General features: G+C 61.3%; 22 protein-coding genes. 9 read left to right on the top strand and 13 right to left on the bottom strand.

Features of this window, described 5'->3' with window-relative positions; genetic code table 11:
• Position 1 precedes the first annotated feature (1 nt).
• The 3 genes from ybeY to miaB all read right to left on the bottom strand — a co-directional run bounded on the left by ybeY (position 2) and on the right by miaB (position 3,031).
• Entirely contained in the window at positions 2-496 is a 495-nt protein-coding gene (ybeY, locus tag BLU52_RS21225) for an rRNA maturation RNase YbeY (protein WP_090286587.1), read from the bottom strand.
• A complete protein-coding gene (locus tag BLU52_RS21220) occupies positions 489-1,487 on the bottom strand; it encodes a PhoH family protein (RefSeq protein ID WP_090286585.1) in 999 nt (332 codons plus the stop codon). Before BLU52_RS21220 ends, ybeY begins: the two co-directional genes overlap by 8 nt.
• Positions 1,488-1,702: 215 nt before the next feature.
• Complete coding sequence (gene miaB / locus BLU52_RS21215; RefSeq protein WP_090286583.1) at positions 1,703-3,031, bottom strand: tRNA (N6-isopentenyl adenosine(37)-C2)-methylthiotransferase MiaB; 1,329 nt, start codon at positions 3,029-3,031, stop codon at positions 1,703-1,705.
• A 132-nt stretch (positions 3,032-3,163) separates the two neighbouring features.
• Here miaB and BLU52_RS21210 point away from each other — a divergent pair, with 132 nt between their 5' ends.
• Positions 3,164-3,493: a DUF1820 family protein gene (locus BLU52_RS21210; RefSeq protein ID WP_003185742.1), complete on the top strand. Its 330-nt coding sequence runs from the start codon at positions 3,164-3,166 to the stop codon at positions 3,491-3,493.
• A gap of 111 nt (positions 3,494-3,604) precedes the next feature.
• Here BLU52_RS21210 and BLU52_RS21205 read toward each other — a convergent pair whose 3' ends face one another.
• The 4 genes from BLU52_RS21205 to BLU52_RS21190 all read right to left on the bottom strand — a co-directional run bounded on the left by BLU52_RS21205 (position 3,605) and on the right by BLU52_RS21190 (position 7,125).
• Positions 3,605-4,159 (bottom strand): tetratricopeptide repeat protein, encoded by a 555-nt coding sequence (locus tag BLU52_RS21205; protein ID WP_090286581.1) that lies wholly within the window; start codon positions 4,157-4,159, stop codon positions 3,605-3,607.
• 225 nt (positions 4,160-4,384) lie between these two features.
• Positions 4,385-5,668, bottom strand: a complete 1,284-nt coding sequence (gene hemL / locus BLU52_RS21200; RefSeq protein WP_090286579.1) for a glutamate-1-semialdehyde 2,1-aminomutase — start codon at positions 5,666-5,668, stop codon at positions 4,385-4,387.
• 17 nt (positions 5,669-5,685) lie between these two features.
• Positions 5,686-6,309, bottom strand: coding sequence for a thiamine phosphate synthase (gene thiE, locus BLU52_RS21195; protein ID WP_090286577.1), 624 nt, complete (start codon positions 6,307-6,309; stop codon positions 5,686-5,688).
• 18 nt (positions 6,310-6,327) lie between these two features.
• The gene (locus BLU52_RS21190; protein WP_090288646.1) at positions 6,328-7,125 is read right to left on the bottom strand and encodes a hydroxymethylpyrimidine/phosphomethylpyrimidine kinase; all 798 of its coding nucleotides are present in this window, start codon (positions 7,123-7,125) and stop codon (positions 6,328-6,330) included.
• A gap of 303 nt (positions 7,126-7,428) precedes the next feature.
• On the opposite strand from BLU52_RS21190, the gene BLU52_RS21185 reads away from it, so the two are divergent.
• The 4 genes from BLU52_RS21185 to BLU52_RS21170 all read left to right on the top strand — a co-directional run bounded on the left by BLU52_RS21185 (position 7,429) and on the right by BLU52_RS21170 (position 13,918).
• On the top strand, positions 7,429-9,780 hold the full coding sequence (locus BLU52_RS21185) for a hybrid sensor histidine kinase/response regulator (RefSeq protein ID WP_090286575.1): 2,352 nt from the start codon (positions 7,429-7,431) through the stop codon (positions 9,778-9,780).
• Positions 9,781-9,879: 99 nt separating this feature from the next.
• A complete protein-coding gene (locus tag BLU52_RS21180) occupies positions 9,880-11,529 on the top strand; it encodes an acyl-CoA dehydrogenase family protein (RefSeq protein WP_090286573.1) in 1,650 nt (549 codons plus the stop codon).
• Between the two features lie 179 nt (positions 11,530-11,708).
• A complete protein-coding gene (gene amn, locus BLU52_RS21175; protein ID WP_167359912.1) occupies positions 11,709-13,208 on the top strand; it encodes an AMP nucleosidase in 1,500 nt (499 codons plus the stop codon).
• A 74-nt stretch (positions 13,209-13,282) separates the two neighbouring features.
• The gene (locus BLU52_RS21170; RefSeq protein ID WP_090286569.1) at positions 13,283-13,918 is read left to right on the top strand and encodes a pseudouridine synthase; all 636 of its coding nucleotides are present in this window, start codon (positions 13,283-13,285) and stop codon (positions 13,916-13,918) included.
• Here the strand turns inward: BLU52_RS21170 and BLU52_RS21165 are convergent.
• Together BLU52_RS21165 and BLU52_RS21160 are read right to left on the bottom strand one after the other, a co-directional pair.
• Entirely contained in the window at positions 13,913-14,122 is a 210-nt protein-coding gene (locus BLU52_RS21165) for a DUF2788 domain-containing protein (protein ID WP_007909655.1), read from the bottom strand. The two genes, BLU52_RS21170 and BLU52_RS21165, sit on opposite strands and share 6 nt — an antisense overlap.
• Before the next feature lie 281 nt (positions 14,123-14,403).
• A complete protein-coding gene (locus BLU52_RS21160) occupies positions 14,404-14,883 on the bottom strand; it encodes an Lrp/AsnC family transcriptional regulator (protein ID WP_007909658.1) in 480 nt (159 codons plus the stop codon).
• 451 nt (positions 14,884-15,334) lie between these two features.
• Between BLU52_RS21160 and BLU52_RS21155 the strand changes: the two genes are divergently transcribed.
• A complete protein-coding gene (locus BLU52_RS21155) occupies positions 15,335-16,357 on the top strand; it encodes a DUF6515 family protein (protein ID WP_090286566.1) in 1,023 nt (340 codons plus the stop codon).
• A 48-nt stretch (positions 16,358-16,405) separates the two neighbouring features.
• On the opposite strand, the gene BLU52_RS21150 is transcribed toward BLU52_RS21155, so the two are convergent.
• Together BLU52_RS21150 and BLU52_RS21145 are read right to left on the bottom strand one after the other, a co-directional pair.
• Entirely contained in the window at positions 16,406-17,293 is an 888-nt protein-coding gene (locus BLU52_RS21150; RefSeq protein ID WP_090286564.1) for a cation diffusion facilitator family transporter, read from the bottom strand.
• A gap of 12 nt (positions 17,294-17,305) precedes the next feature.
• Positions 17,306-17,725 carry a polyribonucleotide nucleotidyltransferase gene (locus BLU52_RS21145; protein ID WP_090286561.1) on the bottom strand — a complete coding sequence of 140 codons (420 nt, stop codon included), beginning with the start codon at positions 17,723-17,725 and terminating at the stop codon, positions 17,306-17,308.
• A gap of 101 nt (positions 17,726-17,826) precedes the next feature.
• Between BLU52_RS21145 and hrpB the strand changes: the two genes are divergently transcribed.
• The 3 genes from hrpB to BLU52_RS21130 all read left to right on the top strand — a co-directional run bounded on the left by hrpB (position 17,827) and on the right by BLU52_RS21130 (position 21,486).
• Positions 17,827-20,346, top strand: coding sequence for an ATP-dependent helicase HrpB (gene hrpB, locus BLU52_RS21140; RefSeq protein ID WP_090286558.1), 2,520 nt, complete (start codon positions 17,827-17,829; stop codon positions 20,344-20,346).
• Between the two features lie 128 nt (positions 20,347-20,474).
• Complete coding sequence (locus BLU52_RS21135; RefSeq protein ID WP_090286556.1) at positions 20,475-21,047, top strand: hypothetical protein; 573 nt, start codon at positions 20,475-20,477, stop codon at positions 21,045-21,047.
• Positions 21,048-21,108: 61 nt separating this feature from the next.
• On the top strand, positions 21,109-21,486 hold the full coding sequence (locus BLU52_RS21130) for a hypothetical protein (protein ID WP_408003540.1): 378 nt from the start codon (positions 21,109-21,111) through the stop codon (positions 21,484-21,486).
• A gap of 12 nt (positions 21,487-21,498) precedes the next feature.
• Here BLU52_RS21130 and BLU52_RS21125 read toward each other — a convergent pair whose 3' ends face one another.
• Together BLU52_RS21125 and BLU52_RS21120 are read right to left on the bottom strand one after the other, a co-directional pair.
• Positions 21,499-22,419 (bottom strand): CgeB family protein, encoded by a 921-nt coding sequence (locus BLU52_RS21125; RefSeq protein WP_090286552.1) that lies wholly within the window; start codon positions 22,417-22,419, stop codon positions 21,499-21,501.
• 56 nt (positions 22,420-22,475) lie between these two features.
• A complete protein-coding gene (locus BLU52_RS21120; protein WP_090286550.1) occupies positions 22,476-23,555 on the bottom strand; it encodes an endonuclease/exonuclease/phosphatase family protein in 1,080 nt (359 codons plus the stop codon).
• Positions 23,556-23,601: the final 46 nt, after the last annotated feature.

The following is a 23,601-nucleotide window of genomic DNA, read 5'->3' as shown; positions in this document are numbered from 1 at the left end:
ATTACTCTGAATCCTTTGTTGTAACAGTAGGGGATGGTTCGGTTTCGTCGTCCGCGTACGGATCGGGAAAGCCGAGTTCAGCAAGTAACTCGCGTTCCAGTGCTTCCATTTCTTCGGCTTCGTCATCTTCTATATGGTCGTAACCGAGCAGATGCAAGCAGCCGTGAATGACCAGATGTGCCCAGTGGGCGTTAAGTTCCTTGCCCTGTTCGGCGGCTTCGCGTTCAACCACGGCGACGCAGATCACCAGATCGCCGAGCAGCGGGATATCCAGCAGCTCGTCCGGGACGTCCGCGGGGAACGACAGGACGTTGGTTGCGTAGTCCTTTTGCCGCCAGGTGTGGTTGAGCACGCGACCTTCGTCTTCGTCGACCAGACGAATGGTCATTTCCGAATCGGCGGTGCGCTGGCGCAGGGCCAGTTCGCACCACTGACGGAATTGGGCTTCACTCGGCGCCGACGCTTCGGTGGCGATTTGCAGATCGAGCTCAAGCATCGCGCGCGGCTTCCTTGGGTGCATCGGCGCGGCTTTCGAAGCGCTCGTAGGCTTCGACGATCCGCTGCACCAAAGGATGGCGCACCACGTCCTTGGGCTGGAAGTGCGTGAAGCTTATGCCCGGCACATCTTTGAGCACTTCGATCACATGATGCAGGCCGGACTTGGTGCCACGCGGCAGATCGACCTGGGTGATGTCCCCGGTGATGACCGCGGTGGAACCGAAGCCGATCCGCGTCAGGAACATTTTCATCTGTTCGACGGTGGTGTTCTGGCTTTCGTCGAGAATGATGAAGCTGTTGTTCAGCGTGCGACCGCGCATGTAAGCCAGCGGTGCCACTTCGATCACCTGACGTTCGATCAGCTTGGCCACGTATTCGAAGCCGAGCATTTCGTACAGCGCGTCATAGAGCGGGCGCAGGTACGGGTCGATCTTCTGCGACAGGTCGCCGGGCAGGAAGCCGAGTTTTTCACCCGCTTCAACCGCCGGACGCACCAGCAGGATGCGCCGGATCTGCTCACGCTCCAGCGCATCGACGGCGCAGGCCACGGCCAGATAGGTCTTGCCGGTGCCGGCAGGGCCGATGCCGAAGTTGATGTCGTTGCCGAGGATTTCCTTGACGTAGCGCTGCTGATTCAGGCCGCGTGGGCGAATCATGCCTTTTTTCGTGCGCAGGGCGACGGACGGTTCGGCGGGCGCGGGGTTGTCCAGTTGCTCGACAGCCGATTCCTGCAGGAACAGGTGAACCATGTCCGGCGACAGCTCGGTCGCCTTGGTTTCCCGATACAGACGGCGCAGCAGGTTTTCCGCAGACGTGGTGAGCTTGGGGTCGCCGATCAGTTCGAATTGATTGCCGCGGTTGCGGATCTCGATGGCCAGGCGATGTTCGATCAAGCGCAGATGCTCGTCGAATTGCCCGCACAGATTGGCGAAGCGGCGAGCCTCAAAGGGCTCGAGAATGAAACGATGTGGTTCGATGGGTGCGTTCAAGGTCGTATTTAGCCGCCCTGGGGCAATTGAGGTGAAATCAAGGATAACGCCAGAGGCGTGGGGGCGAAAGCTCTTAAATATCTCAGCTTCAATCAACATCCCTGTGGGAGCTGGCTTGCCAGCGATAGCGGTTCAGCAGGCGAATTGACTTTCCGACTGATGGCCCCATCGCTGGCAAGCCAGCTCCCACAGGTTCTCCAGTGCCGCTGATCTTGTTACTGGATTAGTGAGCCGCGCAATGAGTGCGGTTGCGCCGCGTCGATGTGCACGTCGGCGAACTGGCCGATCAAGGTTGGATTGTCGCAGCGGAAGTTGACGATACGGTTATTCTCGGTGCGCCCCTGCAGTTCGCCGGGGTCTTTCTTCGAATAATCGGTTACCAGAATGCGCTGGATCGAACCGACCATTTGTCGGCTGATTTCGAACCCTTGCTGGTTCAGGCGATGTTGCAGCGCATTCAGACGTTCTTTTTTCAGCTCTTCCGGAGTGTCGTCAGCCAGGTCTGCGGCCGGGGTCCCGGGGCGCTGGCTGTAAACGAACGAGTAGGAAAAGTCGAAGCCGACATCGGCGATCAGCTTCATGGTCTGCTCGAAATCTTTCTCGGTCTCGCCGGGGAAACCCACGATAAAGTCCGAGCTGATGCAGATTCCCGGCACCGCCGCGCGCAGTTTGCGCAGTTTGGATTTGTATTCCAGCGCGGTGTGGTTGCGCTTCATTGCCGCGAGAATCCGGTCGGAACCCGACTGCACCGGCAAATGCAGGTGCTTGACCAGCTCCGGCACCTCGGCGTGGGCCTGGATCAGGCTGTCGGAAAACTCCAGCGGGTGCGACGTGGTATAGCGAATGCGGTCGATGCCATCGACGGCCGCGACCACGCGGATCAGCTCGGCCAGATCGGCCATGCGCCCGTCATGCGTAGCGCCGCGGTAGCCGTTGACGTTCTGGCCCAGCAGGGTCACTTCACGCACGCCGTGTTCGGCGAGGTGAATGATTTCGGCGATCACGTCGTCGAACGGCCGGCTGACTTCTTCGCCACGGGTGTAAGGCACCACGCAGAAGGTGCAGTACTTGCTGCAACCTTCCATCACCGACACGTAGGCGCTCGGGCCATCGATGCGCGGCTCGGGCAAGTGGTCGAATTTTTCGATTTCCGGGAACGACACATCGACTTGGGGCAGCTTGCTGCTGCGCGCGGCGTCGATCATTTCCGGCAGGCGGTGCAGGGTCTGTGGGCCGAAGACCACGTCGACGTATGGGGCGCGATCGCGGATCGCCGCGCCTTCCTGACTGGCGACGCAACCGCCGACCGCAATGACCATGTCCGGGTTGGCCAGCTTCAGTTCGCGCCAGCGCCCGAGCTGCGAATACACCCGATCCTGGGCGCGCTCGCGGATCGAGCAGGTGTTGAGCAGAATCACGTCGGCGTCTTCCGCGCGAGCGGTGACTTCCAGGGCCTGATGTTCGCCCAGCAGATCGACCATGCGCGAGCTGTCGTACTCGTTCATCTGGCAACCGTGGGTTTCGATGTAAAGCTTCTTGGCCATGGATTAGTGTCGTCACGTGATTCGAAGAACCGCGCATTATAGGGAACAAGCCGTCAGGTTCCTACCGCTGTGCGTCCGGTGGCTATGCTATAGTTCGCGCCCCCATTTTTACCCCGATGTTATCCGCCCGCCATGACCAAACGCGAAGCTCCAATCTACAAGGTGATTTTCCTCAACCAGGGCCAGGTGTTCGAAATGTACGCCAAGCAGATCTATCAAAGTGATCTGTGGGGTTTTCTGGAAGTGGAAGAGTTCGTCTTTGGCGAGCGCACGCAAGTGGTCGTCGACCCGAGCGAAGAAAAGCTCAAGGCGCAGTTCGAAGGCGTGGTGCGCAGCTTTGTGCCGATGCATTCGATCGTGCGTATCGACGAAGTCGAGCGTCTGGGTACACCGAAAATCAGCGAAGCCCGCGGCGCGGTCGGCAATGTCATGCCGTTCCCGATGCCGATGCCCGAGAAGTAACCCTCAAGACCGCGTCGCCTCCTTCGCGAGCAGGCTCGCTCCCACAGGGAAGTGCATTCCAATGTGGGAGCGAGCCTGCTCGCGATGGGGCCGGCCGCAGCGCTACAAGAATCAGGGAAGGGGTGAGAACGGCGTACGCCCATCGGCGCTCTGCAATTCCATCAGGTATTTGCGGAAGATCTGCCCGAGCACCTGGGTCGCGGTTTCGAGGTCTTCGCGGGACATGTTCTCCGAGACTTCATCGGCCGTGTCCAGCGCCTCTTCGGCACCGTTGACCGCCGCCATCTTCAGCACGATGTACGCCTGGATATTGTTGGCCTGCACACCTTCGCCGTGGAAGAACATGGTGCCGAGCTTGAACTGTGCCTGAGCGTGGCCTTGCAGCGAGGCCTTTTCGAAATAGCTCATGGCTTGATTGAGGTCGCGCGGCGCGTTCTTGCCGTCGTAGTAGAACTCACCCAACTCGTATTGTGCTTGCGCATCCCCTTCGTCCGCCGCTTTCTGGCAGGCGGCCAGTGCCTGCGTGACGTCTTGCGGCTGAGTATTGAGGGTGCAACGACCCATCGCCGGGATCAACAACGAGTTGCCGCCTGCTTGTGCATGCGCGAGCAGGGGCTGAAGGAGCAACAGGCAGCCCAATGCAAGGGTGCGGCCGGTGCGGTTCATGGGAATCGACTTACCTCTGAAGGGCGCGCGGACCCGTCGGGGGATCCAATAAGCGCGCATTATGAAATAAGCAGGGCCAACCTTACAAAGTCTTTACTCGTTTTTCTGCTGCGTGGGGGATATATCGCCCACTTTCTACAAGATTTTTAGCAGCGGCGTGGGAAAAACGGCAGGGGTGTAGGTGAAAGCTGACGCTGGCGATAGCCAACGTCAGCGGTACGGCGGTTATTTCAGTGCGGCAAAGGCACGCTCGGCGGCGTCCAGCGTCAGTTGCAACTCGGCTTCGCCGTGGGCGATCGAAGTGAAACCGGCTTCGAAGGCGCTCGGAGCGAGGTACACGCCACCTTCGAGCATCAGGTGGAAGAAGCGCCCGAACAGTGCAGCGTCGCTGGCCATCACGTCGTCAAAGGTGACGATGTCGTCGGCGCCGCTGAAATACAGGCCGAACATGCCACCGGCCTGTGTCGTCACGAACGGAATGCCCGCGGCATCGGCGCGTTGTTGCAGACCGTCGAGCAGGCGCGTGGTGTAGTCGGTCAGTTCGGCATGGAAACCCGGACGGCTGATCAGACGCAGGGTGGTCAGGCCAGCGGCCATCGCCAACGGGTTACCTGACAGCGTACCGGCCTGGTACACCGGGCCCAGCGGCGCGATGCGTTCCATGATTGCGCGCTTGCCGCCGAAGCAGCCGACCGGCATGCCGCCGCCGATGATCTTGCCGAAGGTGGTCAGGTCCGGGGTGACGCCGTAGTACGCCTGCGCACCGCCGAGGGCGACGCGGAAACCGGTCATCACTTCGTCGAAAATCAGCACCACGCCGTGCTTGTCGCACAGCGAACGCAGACCTTCAAGGAAACCCGGAGCCGGTGGCACGCAGTTCATGTTGCCGGCGACCGGCTCGACGATGATGCAGGCGACGTCTTCACCGACTTCGGCAAGCATCTGCTCAACCGCTTCGATGTCGTTGAACGGCAGGGTCAGGGTGTGTTTGGCGAACGCCGCCGGCACACCGGCCGAACTCGGTACGCCTTGGGTCAGCGCGCCGGAACCGGCCTTGACCAGCAGGCTGTCGGAGTGGCCGTGGTAGCAACCTTCGAACTTGATGATGCTGTCGCGACCGGTGTAACCACGGGCCAGACGGATCGCGCTCATGGTCGCTTCGGTGCCGGAGCTGACCATGCGCACCATGTCCATCGACGGCACCAGCGAGCAGACCAGATCGGCCATCTCGGTTTCCATCGCGGTCGGCGCGCCGTAGGACAAACCGTGTTGCAGCTGATTGCGCACAGCATCAAGTACGTCCGGATGGCTGTGGCCGAGAATCATCGGGCCCCACGAGCCGACGTAATCGACATAACGCTTGTCGTCTTCGTCGGTGACGTAAGCGCCTTCAGCGTGTTTGAAGAACAGCGGCGTACCGCCGACGCTTTTGAACGCGCGAACCGGCGAGTTGACGCCACCGGGAATGTGTTTCTGGGCATTGGCAAACAGGGTTTCGGAACGAGACATGATCGGGCTCTCAATCTTCAGGCTTTGAACAATTCATTGAACGCGCGGGCGCGGCGGGTCACTTCGGCGGTGTTTTCAGCACCGAACAGGCCGTGGACCACCGCCAGCAGATCGACCCCATGGGCCACCAGTGGCGCGGCGTTGTCGAGGGTGATGCCGCCAATCGCGCAGACCGGCAGATGCAGTGTACGTTTGGCTTCGTCGAGCAGCTCGAGGCTGCAACTCGGCGCGCCGGGTTTGGTGCTGGAGTTGAAGAAACGGCCGAAGGCGACGTAGCTTGCGCCTTCTTTGGCGGCTTGCCCGGCGAGGGCAAGCTGGTCGTGACAGGTCGAACCGATGATCGCTTTCGAACCGAGCAGGGCGCGGATCGGCGACAGCGGGCCGTCGGTCTGACCCAGATGCACGCCGACATTGAGGCGCGCGGCCAGCTCGGCGTCATCGTTGATGATCAGCTGGGTCTTGTAGCGCTCGCACAAATCGCGCAGCGCTTCGGCCTCGCGCAAGCGGCGGGCTTCGTCGCTGCTTTTGTCGCGGTATTGCAGCAGGGTGACGCCGCCTTCCAGCGCCGCCTCCACGTAAGACAGAAACTTGCCGGCCAGCAGTGTGCTGTCGGTAATGGCATACAGGCCACGTAGTTTCATCGGGCAGACCTCACGACGTTACGAGCAGAAATCCAGCGGCAGGCGACGCGGGACGAACTGGCCTTTGCCCAGTTGTTCGGCATCGCGCAGGGTGCGCCAGGTGTAATCCAGTGCACTGCGCACGGCGCTGGCCAGGTGTTCGCCCTGGGCCAGGCGCCCGGCGAGGGCGCTGGCCAGGGTGCAACCGGAGCCGTGATAGCTGCCGGGCAGACGCTGGCAAATAAAGGTTTCACGCAGACCGTCGCGGCTGTACACGCGGTTGTGGATTTCAGTTTCGTCGCCATGGCCGCCGGTGATCAGCAGGTTTTTGACGAATGGCAGGAGTTTTTCAGCGCACTCGTCCGCGGTGCCATCAGGCAGTTCGGCGAGGATGCGCGCTTCGGGCAGGTTGGGCGTGGCGATGATCGACAGCGGCAGCAGCCGCTCGCGCATCGCATAACCGACTTCGTCCTTGCCCAGGCGTCCGCCGCCGCCGGCGCGCAGCACCGGGTCGCAGACCACCGGCAAATGCGGGTGCGCCGAGAGCAGTTCGACAACGGTGTCGACCATCTCCAGCGAACCAAGCATGCCCAGCTTCACCGCCGCGACTTCGGAGTCGTTGAGCACGGCATTGGCCTGGGCCAGTACCCACTCACGGTCGAGGACGCGAAAGTCTGTGACATTGACCGTGTCTTGCACGGTCAGGGCGGTGACGGCCGGAGCCGCATGGCAACCTTGCGCGAGCAGGGCTTCGATATCTGCCTGCAGGCCGGCGCCACCACTGGGGTCGTGGCCGGAGAGACAGAGGACAACGGGGCGGGAGCTGTAGATATTCATGGTGCGCGAGCTTACCACCAAAGCTGATTTTCGGGTTCAGTGCCGTTGCTCCTGGCCGATATCCCGGACAGAGATTCCGACCGCATTGTCACAACTTGACCGACTCAACAGCTCTAGTCCGCAGCTTTGCTCTGAAACGCCCGTTCTAGAGCCTTTGTAGGAAAAGTTTCGATGGTGCTTAATGGCCATCAGCGGCTATGCTAGGCTGGATCCAAACCAATAACAGGTAATACCGGTTTTACGTCTACTCAAAGGGAATGGGGGGCTTCCTGACACAACCGGACGAGCCACGCTGGGGCTTCAATGCGCTATTTGCTGATGTTGCTGTTCTGCTTGCCCCTCATGGCGAGCGCCGTCGAGTTCGACGAATTCACCCAGAGCCTGCCACTGGGCCGATCGCTGCAAGTGTTCGAAGACCCGAGCGGTCAGGCGAGCCTCGCTGACGTTCGCGCGCAGGCAACCGCCGGCCATTTCAAGGCCCACGACAAGGCCACGCTCAACGCCGGTTACTCGCGTTCGGCGTTCTGGCTGAAGATCGACCTGCATTATCGTCCGAGCAACCCCGCCGCCCAGCGCACCTGGTTGCTGGAGCTGGCTTACCCACCACTCGATCATCTTGATTTGTACTTGCCCGATGCTGCTGGCGACTATCGCCTGGTGCGCCAGACCGGCGATGCCTTGCCCTTCGCCAGTCGCGAGATCCGCCAGAACAATTACCTGTTCGACCTGCCGTTCAAACCCGATCAGCAACAAACGCTGTACTTGCGTCTGGCCAGCGAAGGCTCGATCCAGGCGCCGGTGACGTTGTGGTCGAGCACCGCTTATCTCGAAGACCAGCCGGTGCGCCTGTATGTGCTCGGCATCATTTATGGCGTATTGCTGGGGATGCTGGTCTACAACCTGTTCATCTACCTGAGCGTGCGCGACACCAGTTACCTCTATTACATCTTCTACATCGGCTCGTTCGGCCTCTATCAGTTGTCGGTCAACGGCGCGGCGGTCGAGTATTTCTGGCCGGACAACCCCTGGTGGGCCAACGCTGCCACGCCATTCTTCATTGGCTGCGCCGGCCTGTTCGGCAGCCAGTTCGCCCGCAGCTTCCTGCAGACCCGCACCCACAGCCGCTGGCTCGATCGCTTGCTGATCGGGCTGATTGCCTTCAGCGCCGTGGTGATCGGGCTGTCGCTGATGACCAGCTATGCGCTGGCCTTGCGTCTGGCGACGACACTGGCGCTGACCTTCACCGTGGTGATTTTCGCCGCAGGGATTCTCGCCTGGTGGCGCGGTCTGCGGGTGGCGCGCTATTTCATCATTGCCTGGTCGGCGTTCCTGCTCGGCGGCATCGTCAATACGCTGATGGTGCTGGGCCTGCTGCCGAACGTGTTCCTGACCATGTACGCCAGCCAGATCGGTTCGGCCATCGAAGTGGCGCTGCTGTCACTGGCGCTGGCCGACCGCATCAACGCCATGCGTGAGCAGCAGGCACAGACGCTGTACGACGCCGGACAGAAGCTCGAAGTGCTCAACCAGCAACTGGCGCACAGCAACAAGCTCAAGGACGAATTCCTCGCCACTCTGACCCATGAATTGCGCACGCCCATGAACGGTGTGATCGGCTCGCTGGAATTGATGCAGACCGTCGAGATGGACCCGGAGCTCGAGCAATATCAGCAGACGGCCGCCGGTTCCGCACGGGACATGATGCGCATGGTCAACGGCATCCTCACGCTGACCGAATTGCAGGCTGGCAAGCTCAAGGCGTCCTCGGGCACTTTCAGCCTGCGCGCCGTGATCGAGGCACTGCGCGTGCAATTCGAGGGTAACGCGGCGAGCAAGTCGCTGGACTTCAAGGTCGATGTGCTGCCAACGCTGCCGGATCGCCTGCACGGCGACAGCGCCAAACTCGCGCAATGCCTGGAGTGCCTGCTGGATAACGCGATCAAGTTCACTCGCGTCGGTGGTCTGGCGCTGCGCGTGACCGGCAAACCCTCGACGGATAATCGTCTGGCGCTGTCGTTTGCGGTCATCGACACCGGCATCGGCTTTACCGATCTGGGCGAGGCGACGATGTATCAGCGCTTCTTCCAGCTCGACGGTTCGATGACCCGCGAATACGGCGGCCTCGGTGTCGGCCTGGCGATCTGCCGGCAACTGGTTGAGCTGCTCGGCGGCAAGCTGACCCACCGCTCCGAGCCGGGGCGCGGCAGCCGTTTTCAACTGGATGTCGAGTTTGAATTGCCGGTGATCGAACCGGCGCTGGAGTTCTCGTCCACGCAGAAGCAGATTCGTTTGCCGCAGGACTGCACGGTGTTGCTGGTGGACGACAACAGCGTCAATCAATTGGTGATGCGCGGCATGCTGCTCAAGCTCGGCTTTCGCGTGCGCACCGCCGACAACGCGACGGCGGCACTGGCCTGCTTGCAGCGCGGAAGCTTCGACGCCGTACTGATCGACTGCCAGTTGCCGGCCCACGACGGCGCCTCGTTGTGCTGCCAGATTCATGCGTTGCCAGGCTGCGCGCACCTGCCGGTGTTCCTGCTCGCCCTGCAGGCCGAGCGCGACCTGTGCGCCACCGGCGTGTCCATCGATTACCTGAACAAACCGGTGAAATTCGAAGAGTTGCAGTCGGCGCTGGAGCGTCGCGTGCTGTGCTGAGAGCAGGGTAAAAGCGCCGCAAATTCGGCGGATATGCCACTTTGATCGGCGTGGGGCCGGTGCTTAACTGACTTCCTGCCGAATCAAGGAGCCGCCGCGATGAACCTGCATCAGTTCGCCGAAACCCACGAAGTCACCAATCAGCCACCGTCGCTGGACGGCACCAATCTGTACCGCCTCGATCTGCCGTTGCAGGAATGGTCGCGCCGGTTTGGCGCCGGCTGGGCCGAGTCGCGGATCGAGGCCTACGGGGCGCTCGCCGGTGGCCCACTGATGGAGGCCGGCTTCCTCGCCAACCAGAACAAACCGGTGTTTGCCAGCCATGATCGCTACGGTCATCGCATCGATCTGGTGGAGTTTCATCCGGCGTATCACCAGTTGATGCGCAGCGCGATCGAACACGGCCTGACCTCGCTGCCGTGGGCTCACCCGCAGGACGGCGCGCATGTCGCCCGCGCCTCCATGACCTATCTGCACAGCCAGGCCGAGGCCGGCAGCGGTTGCCCGTTGACCATGACCTTCGCCAGCGTGCCGGCCCTGCGTTTGCAGCCGGATCTGGCCGAGCAATGGCTGCCGAAAGTCCTTTCCACCGAATACGACCCACGCAACGTCGGCATGGAGCACAAGGCCGGCGTGACCATCGGCATGGCGATGACCGAGAAGCAGGGCGGCACCGACGTGCGCGCCAACACCACCAAGGCTTATCCGGTCGGCGCCAGTGGCCCGGGCCAGGCGTATGAACTGGTCGGGCACAAGTGGTTCTGCTCGGCGCCGATGTGCGATGCCTTCCTTACGCTGGCGCAGACCGACAAGGGCTTGAGCTGCTTTCTGCTGCCGCGCCATCGCCCCGACGACACGCGCAATCAGTTCTACATCCAGCGTCTGAAAAACAAACTCGGCAATCAGTCCAATGCCTCCAGCGAAGTCGAATTTCGTGGTGCGCTGGCGTGGATGATCGGCGAAGAAGGCCGCGGCGTACCAACCATCATCGAGATGGTGGCGATGACCCGTTTCGATTGCATGGTCGGCTCCAGCTCGCTGATGCGCCAGGCGCTGACCCAGGCCAGCCATCACTGCGCGCATCGCAAGGTCGGCGGCAAATTGCTCAGCGAGCAGCCGTTGATGCAGAACGTGCTCGCCGATCTGGCGCTGGAAAGTGAAGCCGCGCTGGCGCTCAGTTTGCGCATGGGCAAGGCGCTCGATCATCTGGATGATCGCCACGAAGCGCAGTTTGCGCGGCTGGTGACAGCGGTGGGCAAATACTGGATCTGCAAGCGCGCGCCGGGAATGATCAACGAAGCCGCCGAATGCATGGGCGGTGCCGGTTATGTCGAGGACAGCATTCTGCCGCGGCTGTACCGTGAAGCCCCGGTGAATTCGACCTGGGAAGGTTCGGGCAACGTGCAGTGCCTCGACGTGCTGCGCGCGTTATCGAAAGAGCCGGGTGTGCTGGATGTGTTGTTCAGTGAACTGGGCGATGGTCATGGCGACAAACGTCTGGCCGCGCATATCCAACAATTGCAGGCGCAGTTCAAGGACACCCGCGACATTCAGTATCGGGCGCGGCAGTTGACCGAAGATATCGCCCTCGGTTTGCAGGCCAAACTGTTGCTCGAAGGCGGTAACGCGGCGGTCAGCGATGCGTTCATTGCCAGCCGCTTGAGCGGTGGCGGCCGCGTCTACGGCGCGTTGCCGCGTGGGCTGGATGTCGAGGCGATCGTCGCACGTTCGATCCCACAAGGTTTCTGAAACCCCACAAATCCCCGGTAGGAGTGAGCCTGCTCGCGATAGCGGTGTGACAGTCAATGCAATATCGACTGATAAACCGCTATCGCGAGCAGGCTCACTCCTACAGGGGCTGTATACGACCGACATATTGTGCACTTGCCAACATGCCACTGTTCCCGTGACGCGACGATGCAGGCAAGATGAAGCTCTGCAAGTCAGAACACAGGAAGCTGATCGTGACCGAAGCGTTTATTGTCGTTCAAACCGCCGAACAAGCCGTGGATCGTCTGGCCGAGCTGCATGAGCGGGCCACCAGTGCGTTGAATTCGGCGCTCAAGCGTTACCTCAAGGACCGCGTCGAACCCGACGCCGAACAGCGTGCCCTGTTTCGTTATCCCGAACTGCGTCTGACCTATCACTGCCAGGGCGAAGTCCCGCAGACCACTCGCGCCTACGCCAAGGTGCAGTTGCCCGGCACCTACAGCGTCACCGTCACTCACCCGGCGGCATTTCGCAAATACCTGCTGGAACAACTGACCCCGTTGATGCACGACTTCACCGTGACCGTCGAGGTCGGCGTCAGCCAGCAGAACATTCCGTACCCGTACGTGGTCGAGCAGGGCGATGAGCTGGCCGGTTCCGGCGTTACCGCTGCGGTGCTGGCGCGGGTGTTCCCCAGTACCGACCTGTCCGCGGCCACCGATGGTATCGCCGATGGTCTCTACGATTGGGAAAACACCGATCCGCTGCCGTTGGCGCTGTTCGACGCCGCGCGTGTGGATTTCTCGCTGCGCCGTCTGGTGCACTACACCGGCAGCGACTGGCGCCATGTGCAACCGTGGATTCTGCTGACCAACTATCACCGCTACGTTGACCAGTTCATCGTTCATGGCCTGGAGCAACTGCGCAACGACCCGCGATTCGTGCGCATGGTCCTGCCGGGCAATGTGATCATCGAGAAGGGCATGGACCACGGCGAAGCCTCGGCCATCGCCGCCGGTGTGGTCTGGCACCGTTATCAGATGCCGGCCTATCACCTGATCGCCAACGATGGCCACGGCGTGACGCTGGTGAACATCGGTGTCGGCCCGTCCAACGCCAAGAACATCACCGACCACCTCGCGGTGCTGCGTCCGCATTGCTGGCTGATGATCGGCCACTGCGGCGGCCTGCGTCAGTCGCAGACCATTGGCGACTATGTATTGGCCCACGCGTATATGCGTCGCGACGGCATCCTTGACCGCGTAGTGCCGCCGAACATTCCGATCCCGGCGCTGGCCGAAGTGCAGCTGGCGCTGCAGCAGGCGGCGGCGAACGTTACCGGCGAGAAGGGCGACGACCTGAAAAAACGCCTGCGCACCGGCACCGTGCTGACCTACGACGACCGTAACTGGGAACTGCGTTGGGCGCAGGAACGGCCGTTGATCAACCTGTCCCGTGCTGTCGCTGTGGACATGGAAAGCGGCACGATTGCGGCGCAGGGGTATCGCTTGCGGGTGCCGTACGGCACGTTGCTCTGCGTTTCGGACAAACCGTTGCACAGCGAAATCAAGCTGCCGGGTTCGGCCAACGCTTTCTATGAACGCGCGGTCAGCCAGCACTTGAAGATCGGCATCGAAGCGGTGGATCTGCTGCGCACCGAACTCAACTCGCTGCACTCGCGCAAGCTGCGCAGCTTCGACGAGCCGCCGTTCCGGTAACGGTTAGTCGTGGTCATTTGGCGGTCGGGGCACTAGCATTGTCAGCCCTGATCGCTAAATGTTTTTCTCTTCTTATGTCCCGTCCTACTCGACCACCTTCCCGCCGCCCTGGTGTGAAGCCTCAATCGTCCTCGCCGCGCCGTGTTGCCAAAGCACCACCGGCCGAGCCGAAACTGATCCTGTTCAACAAGCCGTTCGATGTGCTGACGCAATTCAGCGACGGAGAGGGGCGAGCGACGCTCAAGGATTACATTGATGTGCCCGGCATTTACCCGGCCGGACGCCTGGACCGCGACAGCGAAGGCTTGTTGCTGCTGACCAATGACGGCCAATTGCAGGCGCGCATTGCTGATCCGAAACACAAACTGGCGAAGACTTATTGGGTGCAGGTCGAAGGCGTGCCGACTGCCGAGCAGTTGCAGCGTTTGCGTGACGGTGTCGAGTTGAACGACGGCATGACCTTGCCCGCCGAAGCGCGGCAACTGGATGAGCCGCAGTTGTGGCCGCGCAATCCGCCGGTACGCTTTCGCGCGACCATACCGACTTCATGGCTGGAACTGGTGATTCGCGAGGGGCGCAACCGTCAGGTGCGGCGCATGACGGCGGCGGTCGGCCTGCCGACGTTGCGTCTGGTGCGGGTCAGGATTGGTGACTGGACGCTTGATGGGCTCGATCAGGGCCAGTGGAAAGAAGTGCCGGCGCGCTTATAGAGCGCCGGATTCGATCAGGCCGATCACCACACTCTTGATGATGAACGCGGCCACGCCCAGGCCCAGCACGAAAAACAGAATGAACGAGCCGAAGCGCCCGGCCTTGGACTTCTTCGCCAGATCCCAGACGATGAAACCCATGAAAATGATCAGGATGCTGACCAGGCCGGTCATCATCCATTCTTCTAATAATGCTGGATCCATTGGCAATCTCCGGCGCGGGGCAGGCTGAAAGGGCGGCGGGGAGTATACGGCATGGTGGGTGGGGTGGCATTGATCTGGGTCTGATCCGCAATGGTTGCCCTCACCCTGGCCCTCTCCCGGAGGGAGAGGGGACTGACCGGGGGATGGTTTTGATCTACGCCGACTTGATCTGGCCGCTGTGAATCCATAATCGACTCGATCTCTCAGGTCGATGTATAGCGCCAGACATCTCGGTCGGCCCCCTCTCCCCTTGGGAGAGGGCTGGGGTGAGGGTAGCTCTTTCAACTACGCAAATGAGTCAGTGGCAGTTCAGTACTGTTCAGCACCTGATTCAGCACAAAACTCGACCGCACACTGGTAACCCCCTCGATACGGGTCAAATGCCCCAGCAACAATTTCTGATAGTGATCCATATCCGGCACCACCACCTTCAACTGGTAATCCGCATCCACGCCCGTCACCAGACTGCACTCCAGCACCTGCGGCAACGTCCGGATCGCCGCTTCGAAATTCTCGAAACGCTCCGGTGTGTGCCGGTCCATGCCGATCAGCACATAGGCCGTCAGGCTCAGCCCGAGCATCTTGCGATCGAGCAGCGCAACCTGGCGCGAGATGTAGCCGTCGTCTTCCAATTGCTTGACCCGACGCGAGCAAGGCGAGGGGGACAGACCGATGCGCTCGGCCAGCTCCTGGTTGGAGATGCGGGCGTCGCGTTGCAATTCCGCCAAAATACTCAGGTCGTAACGGTCGAGTTTGCTCATCAATCTGTCCTTGGCTGTAACTATTGCGGCAGATTATCTATCCAGGGTTAAAAATTGCGCAAGTGGTGTTTATTTGAGCAATCTTCGCAATCATCTGTCGCGGCGTCCGGCCTATTCTTATCACCAGAATCACTGCTCGGTAACACAGTCCACGCGGCCCGCCCAATCCGGCCCGCCGCGGCCGCCACCCCCACCGGGGTTGTGCCGGCCCCCGAGCTGCACACTGTCCAGAAGACGGCGTGAGGTGAGCCGACGTCAAAAGCGTCGAGCCAGAACGCAATTCTCTAAAAGGGAGGCCGACGGGTCTCCCTTTTTTCTTGCCGGCGATTTCATCTTGCCGCCTCAATAAATAAGTCGCGCGACTGATAACCTGTCGCAGAACCCGGTGGGCCTGTTGCGAGTCTTAGCAACAGGCCCTCCCAATGACAGGCTCCCCGCAGTGAGGAACAACATGAATTCGCGCATCTGGCGTCTGGCCGGTGTTGGTTTGCTGTGTGTGAGTGTCAGTGCGCAAGCGCTGGCCGACGAGCCGCAAAATCGTGGACCCGATGGCGACGGTCGGGGCCAGCAGCATCAGGGCAACGGTCAGGGCCGTGGCGGTGATCAACGCGGGCCGGGCAATGAGGCGCAGAACCCGCCGCGGCCGCAGAACAACGAAATCATTCGTGGTGACAACAGCCGCCAGTTCGAGCACAACGGCCAGCCGCACAACAATGACGGTCAATGGCAGAACCGCAACCGCCCCGATGATCGGCCAGAACCGCCGCGGCAACCGGGCAATAACCTGCCGATTCAGCCACGTCCCGACACTGTGCGCCAGACCCAGGAACCGCGTCAGGGTTACTACCGCGACGAACGCCCGCAGAACGGTTACCACAATCAGCAGTGGCAGACCCAGAACCGGCCCGATGACAACCGCTGGCCGGGGCGTCCGAACGGTCATGGCAATGGCTGGGGCCCGGGTCCGCAATACCGTCCGGGGCATGTGATCGATCGTTTTCCGGATCGCGACTACCGCGTGCCGTATCGTGGTCAGGATTATTTCTATTCCGGTGGTTACTGGTATCGCCCGCAAGGCCCGCGCTACATCGTCGTGCAGCCGCCGCGCGGGATCCGCATCCAGTATTTGCCTGATTACGCCCGCGAAGTATGGATCGGCGGCTCGCTGCTGTTCCTCGCCGCTGGCTCTTATTACGCCTATCAGCAAGCGACGCAGGATTACGTCGTGGTCGAACCGCCAGTGCAGCAACCGCCGCAACCACAGGCTCAAGGTTATGACGTCGAAGCTTATCCAGCGAATGGCCAATCGCCGGAGCAGGTCCAGCAGGACGGCTATCAGTGTTACCAATATGCGGTGCAGCAAAGCGGTTTCGACCCGCGCACCGCGACCTACCAACCGGCGCCCGAAGTGGTTCAGGCGTACCGCCAGGCCCAGGGCAACTGCCTGAGCAGTCGCGGCTACCAAGTCAGATAGAAGCAGCTGCAAGCTTCAAGTTTTCAGCTGCAAGCTTGAAGCTTGAAGCTAATAGCTTGTAGCTGCCTTTATCGGATCTGCATGCACCAGCACTTCGGCCCGTGGGTAGGCCTTGTGGATGGCGTCGGCGGCTTGATCGCTGATGCCGTGAGCGACTGACAGCGTCAACTCTCCCGGCAGCTCGAGATGCAACTGCACGAACCAGTGGTTGCCGGAGATGCGCGTGCGCAAGTCATGCGCGCCCAGCACGCCTGGCACGCTGCACGCCAGTTCAAGCATGTGCTGGCTGACGTCGGTCGGCAGTTCCTCGTCCATCAACACCGAAAAACTCTCGCGGGCGATCTGAATCGCGCTCCACAGGATGTAGGCGGCAATGCCCAGGCCGAACCACGCATCCAGTTGCTCGAAACCGAACCCGGCCAATACCAGCGCCAGCAGGATGCTGCCGTTGAGCAGCATGTCCGAGCGATAGTGCAGCGAGTCGGCACGCACGGCGTTGGAGCCGGTCTGCTTGATCACTCGGTGCTGCAACACCAGCAATGCCGCGGTCAGCAGCAATGAAAAAACGATCACACCGATGCTCAGCCATGGCGCGCCCAGAGGCTGCGGCGCCTGTAAACGCTCGTAGGCCTGAAACGCGATCAGCAGCGCACTGCCACCGATGAACAATGCCTGTGCCATCCCTGCCAGGGACTCCGCTTTGCCGTGGCCATAACGGTGATCGTCATCCGCCGGGCGCAGCGCGTAATGCACCGCGAGCAGATTGAGCATCGAGGTGACGCCGTCCAGCGCCGAGTCGGTGAGGCCGGCGAGCATGCTCACCGAACCGCTGAGCCACCAGGCGATGGCTTTGGCGATGATCAGCGTGCACGCCACCGCCACCGAGGCGCGGGTCGCCAGGCGCAGCAGGCGGGCGTGTTCGGGGCTGGAGGTCATCGATCTTCCTTTTTATGCCGCAGGTTGCAGGCCGAACATCGCCAGTTGCTGAGTGCTGCCCTTGTGCTGGATCAGGCGCGGGTCGTCGAGAGGAAAGTCTCGCCCCAACTCGCTTTCGAGAATCGCCTGCAACTTGAGATTATCGACCTGACCGTCCGAGCCGATGGCTTGCTTGAGCTTGGCCGGATCGATCTGCGCGGTGTGGCCCGGTTCGAAATAGATCGCGCCGGTAGCGAAGTCGACGGCAAACGCGATCAGCCCGGGGATGATGTAGAACAACAGGCCGACAGCGTCGAGCGCGGCAATCGCCGGGTCGATCTTGCCGTCGATCTGGCCGCGACGGTCCGGGTAGAAAATCGACCCGCACGCAGTGATCTGCGTGAGCAGGGTGGCGACCAGAACACCGCCGATCAGGCGAAAAGGTAAGCGCATGGAAATGTCTCCTGAGAGCTGAACAATAACGGCTAGTGTTTTGAGTTCAGACTACGCCAAACAGTTCGCCGTTATACTCGCCGATCTGTTTGGGAGCCAGCATGATTTCTTTGCCGATCGACGATGTTTTACCCGCGCTGCGTGAAGCCCTCGCGTCACGCCACGAAGCCGTGCTCGAGGCGCCGCCCGGTGCCGGTAAAACCACCCGCGTGCCGCTGGCCTTGCTTAGTGAAGCGTGGCTCGCCGGGCAGACCATTCTGATGCTTGAACCGCGCCGACTGGCGGCGCGTGCCGCTGCAGAACGTCTGGCCAGCGAGCTGGGCGAGCAGGTCGGTGAGACCGTCGGTTATCGCATTCGTCTGGACAGCAAGGTCGGCCCGAAGACGCGCATCGAAGTGGTCACCGAGGGCATTCTCACCCGCCGTCTGCAGGATGACCCGGCGCTGGAAGGCGTCGGTCTGCTGATTTTCGATGAGTTTCACGAACGCAGCCTCGACGCCGATCTGGCGCTGGCGCTGAGTCTGAACGGTCGCGAACTGTTTCGCGCTGAACAACCGCTGAAGATTCTGCTGATGTCGGCCACGCTCGAAGGCGAGCGTCTGGCTGGGTTGCTGAATGACGCGCCGATCCTGCGCAGCGAAGGGCGGATGTATCCGGTAACGATGCGCTGGGGCCGACCGTTTCAGCCCGGTGAGTACATTGATCAACGCGTCACGCAAACCGTGCTCGAAGCGCTCCACGATGAAACCGGCAGCCTGCTGGTGTTCCTGCCGGGGCAGGCGGAAATCCGTCGCGTGCATCAGCAATTGGCCGATACCGTCGGTGAGCGCAGCGATGTCTTGCTCTGCCCGCTGCACGGCGAACTCGACCTCAATGCCCAGCGCGCGGCGATCGATCCGGCGCCGCCCGGTCAGCGCAAAGTGGTGCTGGCGACCAACATCGCCGAGACCAGCCTGACCATCAACGGCGTGCGCGTGGTGATCGATGCCGGGCTCGCGCGAGTGCCGCGTTTCGACCCGGGCAGCGGCATGACCCGCCTCGATACTCAGCGCATTTCCAAGGCCAGCGCCACCCAGCGTGCCGGCCGTGCCGGGCGACTCGAACCGGGTGTCTGCTACCGCTTGTGGTCGCAGGATCAGCACGAACAACTCGCCGCTTACGGCAGTGCCGAAATTCTTTCGGCGGATCTCGCCAGCCTGGCCCTGCAACTGGGGCGCTGGGGCGTAACGCCAAATGAACTGGTATGGCTGGATGTGCCGCCTGCGGCGGCGTATGCACAAGCGCAGGATTTGTTGCAGCGCCTCGGTGCGCTCGACGGCGAGGTGCTGACCCCGCATGGCCAAGCCATGGCCGAACTGCCGGCGCATCCGCGCATCGGCCATTTGCTGTTGCGCGGTCAGGCGTTGGGCCTGGCGAACATGGCTTGTGACGTCGCGGCGCTGCTCGGCGAGCGCGATATCTTGCGCGGCGCCGGCGCGGACTTGCACAGTCGTCTGGCCCTGCTTTCGGGCGAAGAGCGTGCGGCGCGTGGCGCCCAGGGCGGGGTGCAACGCGCTCGGCAACTGGCGCGGCAATATCGCGGTTACCTGCGTGGCAAGGCCAGTGCGCCGGTCAGCGATCCCGAGCATCCGCGCTGGCTCGGCGCGTTGCTGGCGTTGGCCTACCCGGATCGCGTGGCGCAACAACGGCGTGCCGGTGGCGCGGAATATCGTCTGGCCAACGGTCGTGCCGCGCTGTTCGCCGAAGCCGACAGCCTGATGAAAGAGCCATGGATCGTCATCGCTGACCTCGGTAGCCGCCAGGGCCAGCGCGAGGAGCGGATTTATCTGGCGGCGGATTTCGATCCGGCGCTGTTCGATTCGGTTTTGGCCGAACAGGTACACAGTGTCGATCAACTGGATTGGGACGAACGCGAAGGCGTGCTACGCGCCGAACGCCAGCGCAAGGTCGGCGAGTTGATCCTCAGCCGCGAACCGCTAACCGGTCTGGATGAAACTGCGCGCAGTCAGGCGCTGGTCAATCTGGTCCGACGCAAAGGTCTCGAGCTGTTGCCGTGGACCCCGGAATTGCGCCAGTGGCAGGCACGGGTGGCGCTGCTGCGCCAGCTCGATCTGAGTCATCAGGACGACAGCCAATGGCCGGATGTCAGTGACGCAACGCTGCTCGACACTATGGGAGACTGGCTGATGCCGTATCTGGGCAAAGTCTCGCGACTCAGCCATTTTGCCAACCTCGACCTGTCGAGCATCCTGCGCAATCTGCTGCCGTGGCCGCTGCCGCAAAAGCTCGACGAGCTGGCGCCGCACCATTTGAGCGTGCCGTCGGGCTCTTCGATTCGCCTGGATTACAGCGAGTCGCCGCCGATTCTCGCGGTGCGCTTGCAAGAGCTGTTCGGGCTCGCCGATACACCGCGAATTGCCGGCGGGCGGCAAGTGGTCAAATTGCATCTGCTGTCGCCGGCGAGGCGGCCGGTGCAGGTGACGCAGGACCTGGCCAACTTCTGGCGCAGCACTTATGCCGAAGTGAAGAAGGATCTGAAGGGGCGTTATCCGAAGCATTACTGGCCGGATGATCCGCTGGTGGCCGAAGCCACGGCGCGGGCAAAACCGCGCGGCACCTGACGCCGATGGCAGCGCGCCATTAGCCCATCCGTGCTAATTGCCCTTGTTTGTACAGGCTCGCAAAATCGCGGCCTGAACAATAACAAGTGTTGCTGCCCGCAACTTGTGCCCAAGGAACGGAACTGCCCATGACCTCTTTCTTCAAGTTCAAGAAGTTGCTCTTCTTGTCGGCTGCGCTGCTGGCTGCCTCCGGTTCGGCAATTGCCGAAGAGCCCAATCCGATTGGCGACTGGTGGATTATCTACGGCAACGGCGTTGCCCAAAAAAACATCATGTACGTAGCGGATGCGACGTCGGTGGTGCCTTCGGAAAAAACCAAAGGCGCGACCATGGTCGCGGTGACCCTGGTCTACGAAGAGCCCGGCAAACCGATGATCGACGTCTACAACCTCGAAGCCCAGTGTTCTACGGGCAAGGTACGTTTTATCAACGGCCAGTCCATCGAACGTCTCGCTTACACCCTGCGTCATCTGAAAGTTGCCAATCAATGGCAGACCCCGAAAGAGTTCTGGGTTCAGCAGGCGCTGAAGTTTGCCTGCGCGCCGGGCAACCGAGCTAAAAACGACATGGCCGCGGTGGGCAAGATGGAATACTTGCAGATGATCGAGATGCTCCAGCAGATGTTCTTCAAGCTCGCGCCGATTCAGCAAAAGAGCCAGATGATGGACAACATCGACAGTTTGCTCGAACTTAAAAAATAAGCCGGGACTTCACATGACTTGTACACGCTTATTGCTGACAACCCTGTTGGCAGGATTGCTCTTGGCCGGCTGTTCCACCATCGCGCAGAGCCGTTGGGAAGGCCGCGACCTTCAGGAGGCACTGAATCTGTTCGGTACGCCCGATTCGATGCAAAAGGAAACCGGCCCGAACGGCGAACCCTTGGCCGTGCTCACCTGGTTCAAGTCCGCGAGCTGGACTACCACCGAAGCGGCCGGCACGTCGATGAACCATACCGGCAATGGCATGGTTTACACCGAGCACTACCAACAGGTCGGACACAGCTCCACCTGCAAGTTGCAGGCAAAGGTCAATCAACAGAAAAAGATCGCCCAGTTCCTGATCGAGGATGGGCGGATACTGCACGGCAAGTGCGCCAATGTTCGCTATGTTCCCGGCTATGTCCCTCCGGGCCTCTGAAGCGATCGACGATTATGGTGATGTGAAAACCGTCTCGACCCAGCCTTGCAAGGTGTATTTGCGATAGATCTGTTCGGGCACGTCGACGTATGGGGCTGAAACGAACGCTGATGGAATCACCGGATCAGCCTCGTCGATCACCAGAATGTTCGCCGGGTTGTAGAAGTCATAATCGACCACGCTGGGGTTGGTGGTAATGACTTTCTTGCGTGCGGCCATGGCTTCGAAAAAACGAAAGCTCAACCCGGCCTGACCGGGTTTGGCGATGTCGAGAATGATCCGCGAGCGCTTGACCAGCGCGCCGACGGCGTCCAGTGGCAGGCGTTGCTCGAAAAACGTGATGCCCGGATGCGCGCCCGGGACCGGTTTGCACTGCACCAGAAACTTGTAGTCGCTGACGCCTAGTCGGTCGAATGCCCTTGCCAGGCCTTCGAGCGCCGGGACACGGTCCTTGCCGGCCATGACCACGAAGGCGCTGTAGTCGCCGTCGCCAGCGCTCGCGTCGTAGTCGTCGTAAATGAAGTTGTGCAGTTTCTTCAGGCCATATTGCTGCGCATTCTGCGGATCGAACGAAAACACCTCGTCGTACCCGGCAAGTTGTTCCCGGGTCATCGGCCAGCGGCTGAAACTGTCATAGAGGTAGGCGATCTTGCGCGAGGATGCGTCCAGGCCGATAGCCAAATGCTCTGGGTCTATTTGTGCCGGGTTGATAACGAGGGCAACGTCAAACGGCCCGTGTGCCTCTACTGCCTTTTTGAACTGGCGTAATTTGGCCCAGCGTCTGAGCGGGCGGCGCAGAATTTTCGGCGCCCGGTTGAACGCATCGGCCATCAACGCCGTATCGATGAAGCACACAGCGTTGTCGGCCCGTAAATGATCTGCCAGCTTGCGCGCATAACCGCCAATATCCTTGCACACCAATAATATTTTCATGGCTTTCCATGTCGTGAATCGGGGGCCGTCGACTACACCGGTCGTTCGTCGTGCAGCTAAGGCGCGGCGGGTAACAGGAAGCGCGCAATCACCGGCAGGTGATCGGAAATGCGCAACGTATCATCCTGGCGCACTCGCGCTTCGATGCGTTTGATCTTCGGGCTATGGAACAGGTAGTCGACGGTACGATCCGGGCCGTTCAGGCCGGGGTCATTGGGATAATGGGTCAGCCACCTGGCGCGATCGATGCCGCTGGCTTCATTGTTGGTCGGGATCATCGGGTACTTGTCCCAGAGCAGGTGCAGCTCGCTGTCGGCCGAGTAGGGACTGCGCTGCTCGGTCGAAAGGCGCCGGTACTGACCGAGTGGCAGCAGGTTGAAGTCGCCGCCGATCAGCCATGGCAAGCCCTGGCTTTCGTATTTGTCGAGCACCTTGGCCACCGCAGTCATTTGCGCCTGCAAGGTCGCGTCCGGTTGGCTGGCGTGTTCCAGATGAGTGTTGAACACGGTCAATTGCCCGCCATCGCTCAGCGGTAGTTTGCTGACCAGCAAGGCATCCTTGGGCTGGAACTGACGGCTGATGACATTGGCTGAAGCCACTGGCAGTTGCAGGCGTTCGGCGTGCTCGATGCGATAGCGGCTGAGCGTCGCCAATTGCCGGCCGACGCTGCCGAAAACCTGCGGCTCGGGGACGAAGTCGGCTTTCCAGTCAAACGCGCTGACGCTGCACGGGTACAGATCGGCGACCCGTTCCTGCAACAGTTTGAGCTGGTTTTGGTAGTCGCTGGCCTTGGCGCCGTCGTCGAGTTCCTGCAACAGCACCACGTCGGGCTGCTCGTCACGAATCACCCGCGCCACTTCGTCGAGGCTGAAGGCCATGTCTTCGGCGGTCGGTGCTTCGTCGTTGCCCTGGGCCAGGTCATTCCAGAATACGTAACGCTTGCCGGCGAGGTATTGCACGTTCCAGGTCATGACTTTCAGCGCCTGGCCCGGCACCAGCGTCGGCGCGGATGTGGTGCAATTGACCGGCAGGGTTTCGCGGGCGTCGGGACGCCAGGTCAGGCTGAAGATCAGCGCGCCAATCACGACGATGGCCAGTACAACCAACAACAACGAGTAGCGCAGTAGACGGGTCATGGCTCGGCTTATAGCGTTACAGAAAGTGGCCCCGAGCATACCTGAC

This window comes from Pseudomonas granadensis (assembly GCF_900105485.1).
Lineage (GTDB): Bacteria > Pseudomonadota > Gammaproteobacteria > Pseudomonadales > Pseudomonadaceae > Aquipseudomonas > Aquipseudomonas granadensis.
Note: the sequence above shows the minus strand (reverse complement) of the source record. Positions and strands in the feature narration are given on the sequence as shown.

Coding starts and splice junctions, on each gene's coding strand:
- ybeY (WP_090286587.1), bottom strand. CDS start 496: ATGCTTGAGCTCGATCTGCAAATCGCCACCGAAGCGTCGGCGCCGAGT.
- BLU52_RS21210 (WP_003185742.1), top strand. CDS start 3,164: ATGACCAAACGCGAAGCTCCAATCTACAAGGTGATTTTCCTCAACCAG.
- BLU52_RS21205 (WP_090286581.1), bottom strand. CDS start 4,159: ATGAACCGCACCGGCCGCACCCTTGCATTGGGCTGCCTGTTGCTCCTT.
- BLU52_RS21165 (WP_007909655.1), bottom strand. CDS start 14,122: ATGGATCCAGCATTATTAGAAGAATGGATGATGACCGGCCTGGTCAGC.
- BLU52_RS21145 (WP_090286561.1), bottom strand. CDS start 17,725: ATGCGCTTACCTTTTCGCCTGATCGGCGGTGTTCTGGTCGCCACCCTG.
- BLU52_RS21190 (WP_090288646.1), bottom strand. CDS start 7,125: ATGAATATCTACAGCTCCCGCCCCGTTGTCCTCTGTCTCTCCGGCCAC.
- BLU52_RS21160 (WP_007909658.1), bottom strand. CDS start 14,883: ATGAGCAAACTCGACCGTTACGACCTGAGTATTTTGGCGGAATTGCAA.
- BLU52_RS21155 (WP_090286566.1), top strand. CDS start 15,335: ATGAATTCGCGCATCTGGCGTCTGGCCGGTGTTGGTTTGCTGTGTGTG.
- miaB (WP_090286583.1), bottom strand. CDS start 3,031: ATGGCCAAGAAGCTTTACATCGAAACCCACGGTTGCCAGATGAACGAG.
- hrpB (WP_090286558.1), top strand. CDS start 17,827: ATGATTTCTTTGCCGATCGACGATGTTTTACCCGCGCTGCGTGAAGCC.
- BLU52_RS21180 (WP_090286573.1), top strand. CDS start 9,880: ATGAACCTGCATCAGTTCGCCGAAACCCACGAAGTCACCAATCAGCCA.
- hemL (WP_090286579.1), bottom strand. CDS start 5,668: ATGTCTCGTTCCGAAACCCTGTTTGCCAATGCCCAGAAACACATTCCC.
- BLU52_RS21150 (WP_090286564.1), bottom strand. CDS start 17,293: ATGACCTCCAGCCCCGAACACGCCCGCCTGCTGCGCCTGGCGACCCGC.
- BLU52_RS21185 (WP_090286575.1), top strand. CDS start 7,429: ATGCGCTATTTGCTGATGTTGCTGTTCTGCTTGCCCCTCATGGCGAGC.
- BLU52_RS21170 (WP_090286569.1), top strand. CDS start 13,283: ATGTCCCGTCCTACTCGACCACCTTCCCGCCGCCCTGGTGTGAAGCCT.
- thiE (WP_090286577.1), bottom strand. CDS start 6,309: ATGAAACTACGTGGCCTGTATGCCATTACCGACAGCACACTGCTGGCC.
- BLU52_RS21135 (WP_090286556.1), top strand. CDS start 20,475: ATGACCTCTTTCTTCAAGTTCAAGAAGTTGCTCTTCTTGTCGGCTGCG.
- amn (WP_167359912.1), top strand. CDS start 11,709: ATGAAGCTCTGCAAGTCAGAACACAGGAAGCTGATCGTGACCGAAGCG.
- BLU52_RS21125 (WP_090286552.1), bottom strand. CDS start 22,419: ATGAAAATATTATTGGTGTGCAAGGATATTGGCGGTTATGCGCGCAAG.
- BLU52_RS21120 (WP_090286550.1), bottom strand. CDS start 23,555: ATGACCCGTCTACTGCGCTACTCGTTGTTGTTGGTTGTACTGGCCATC.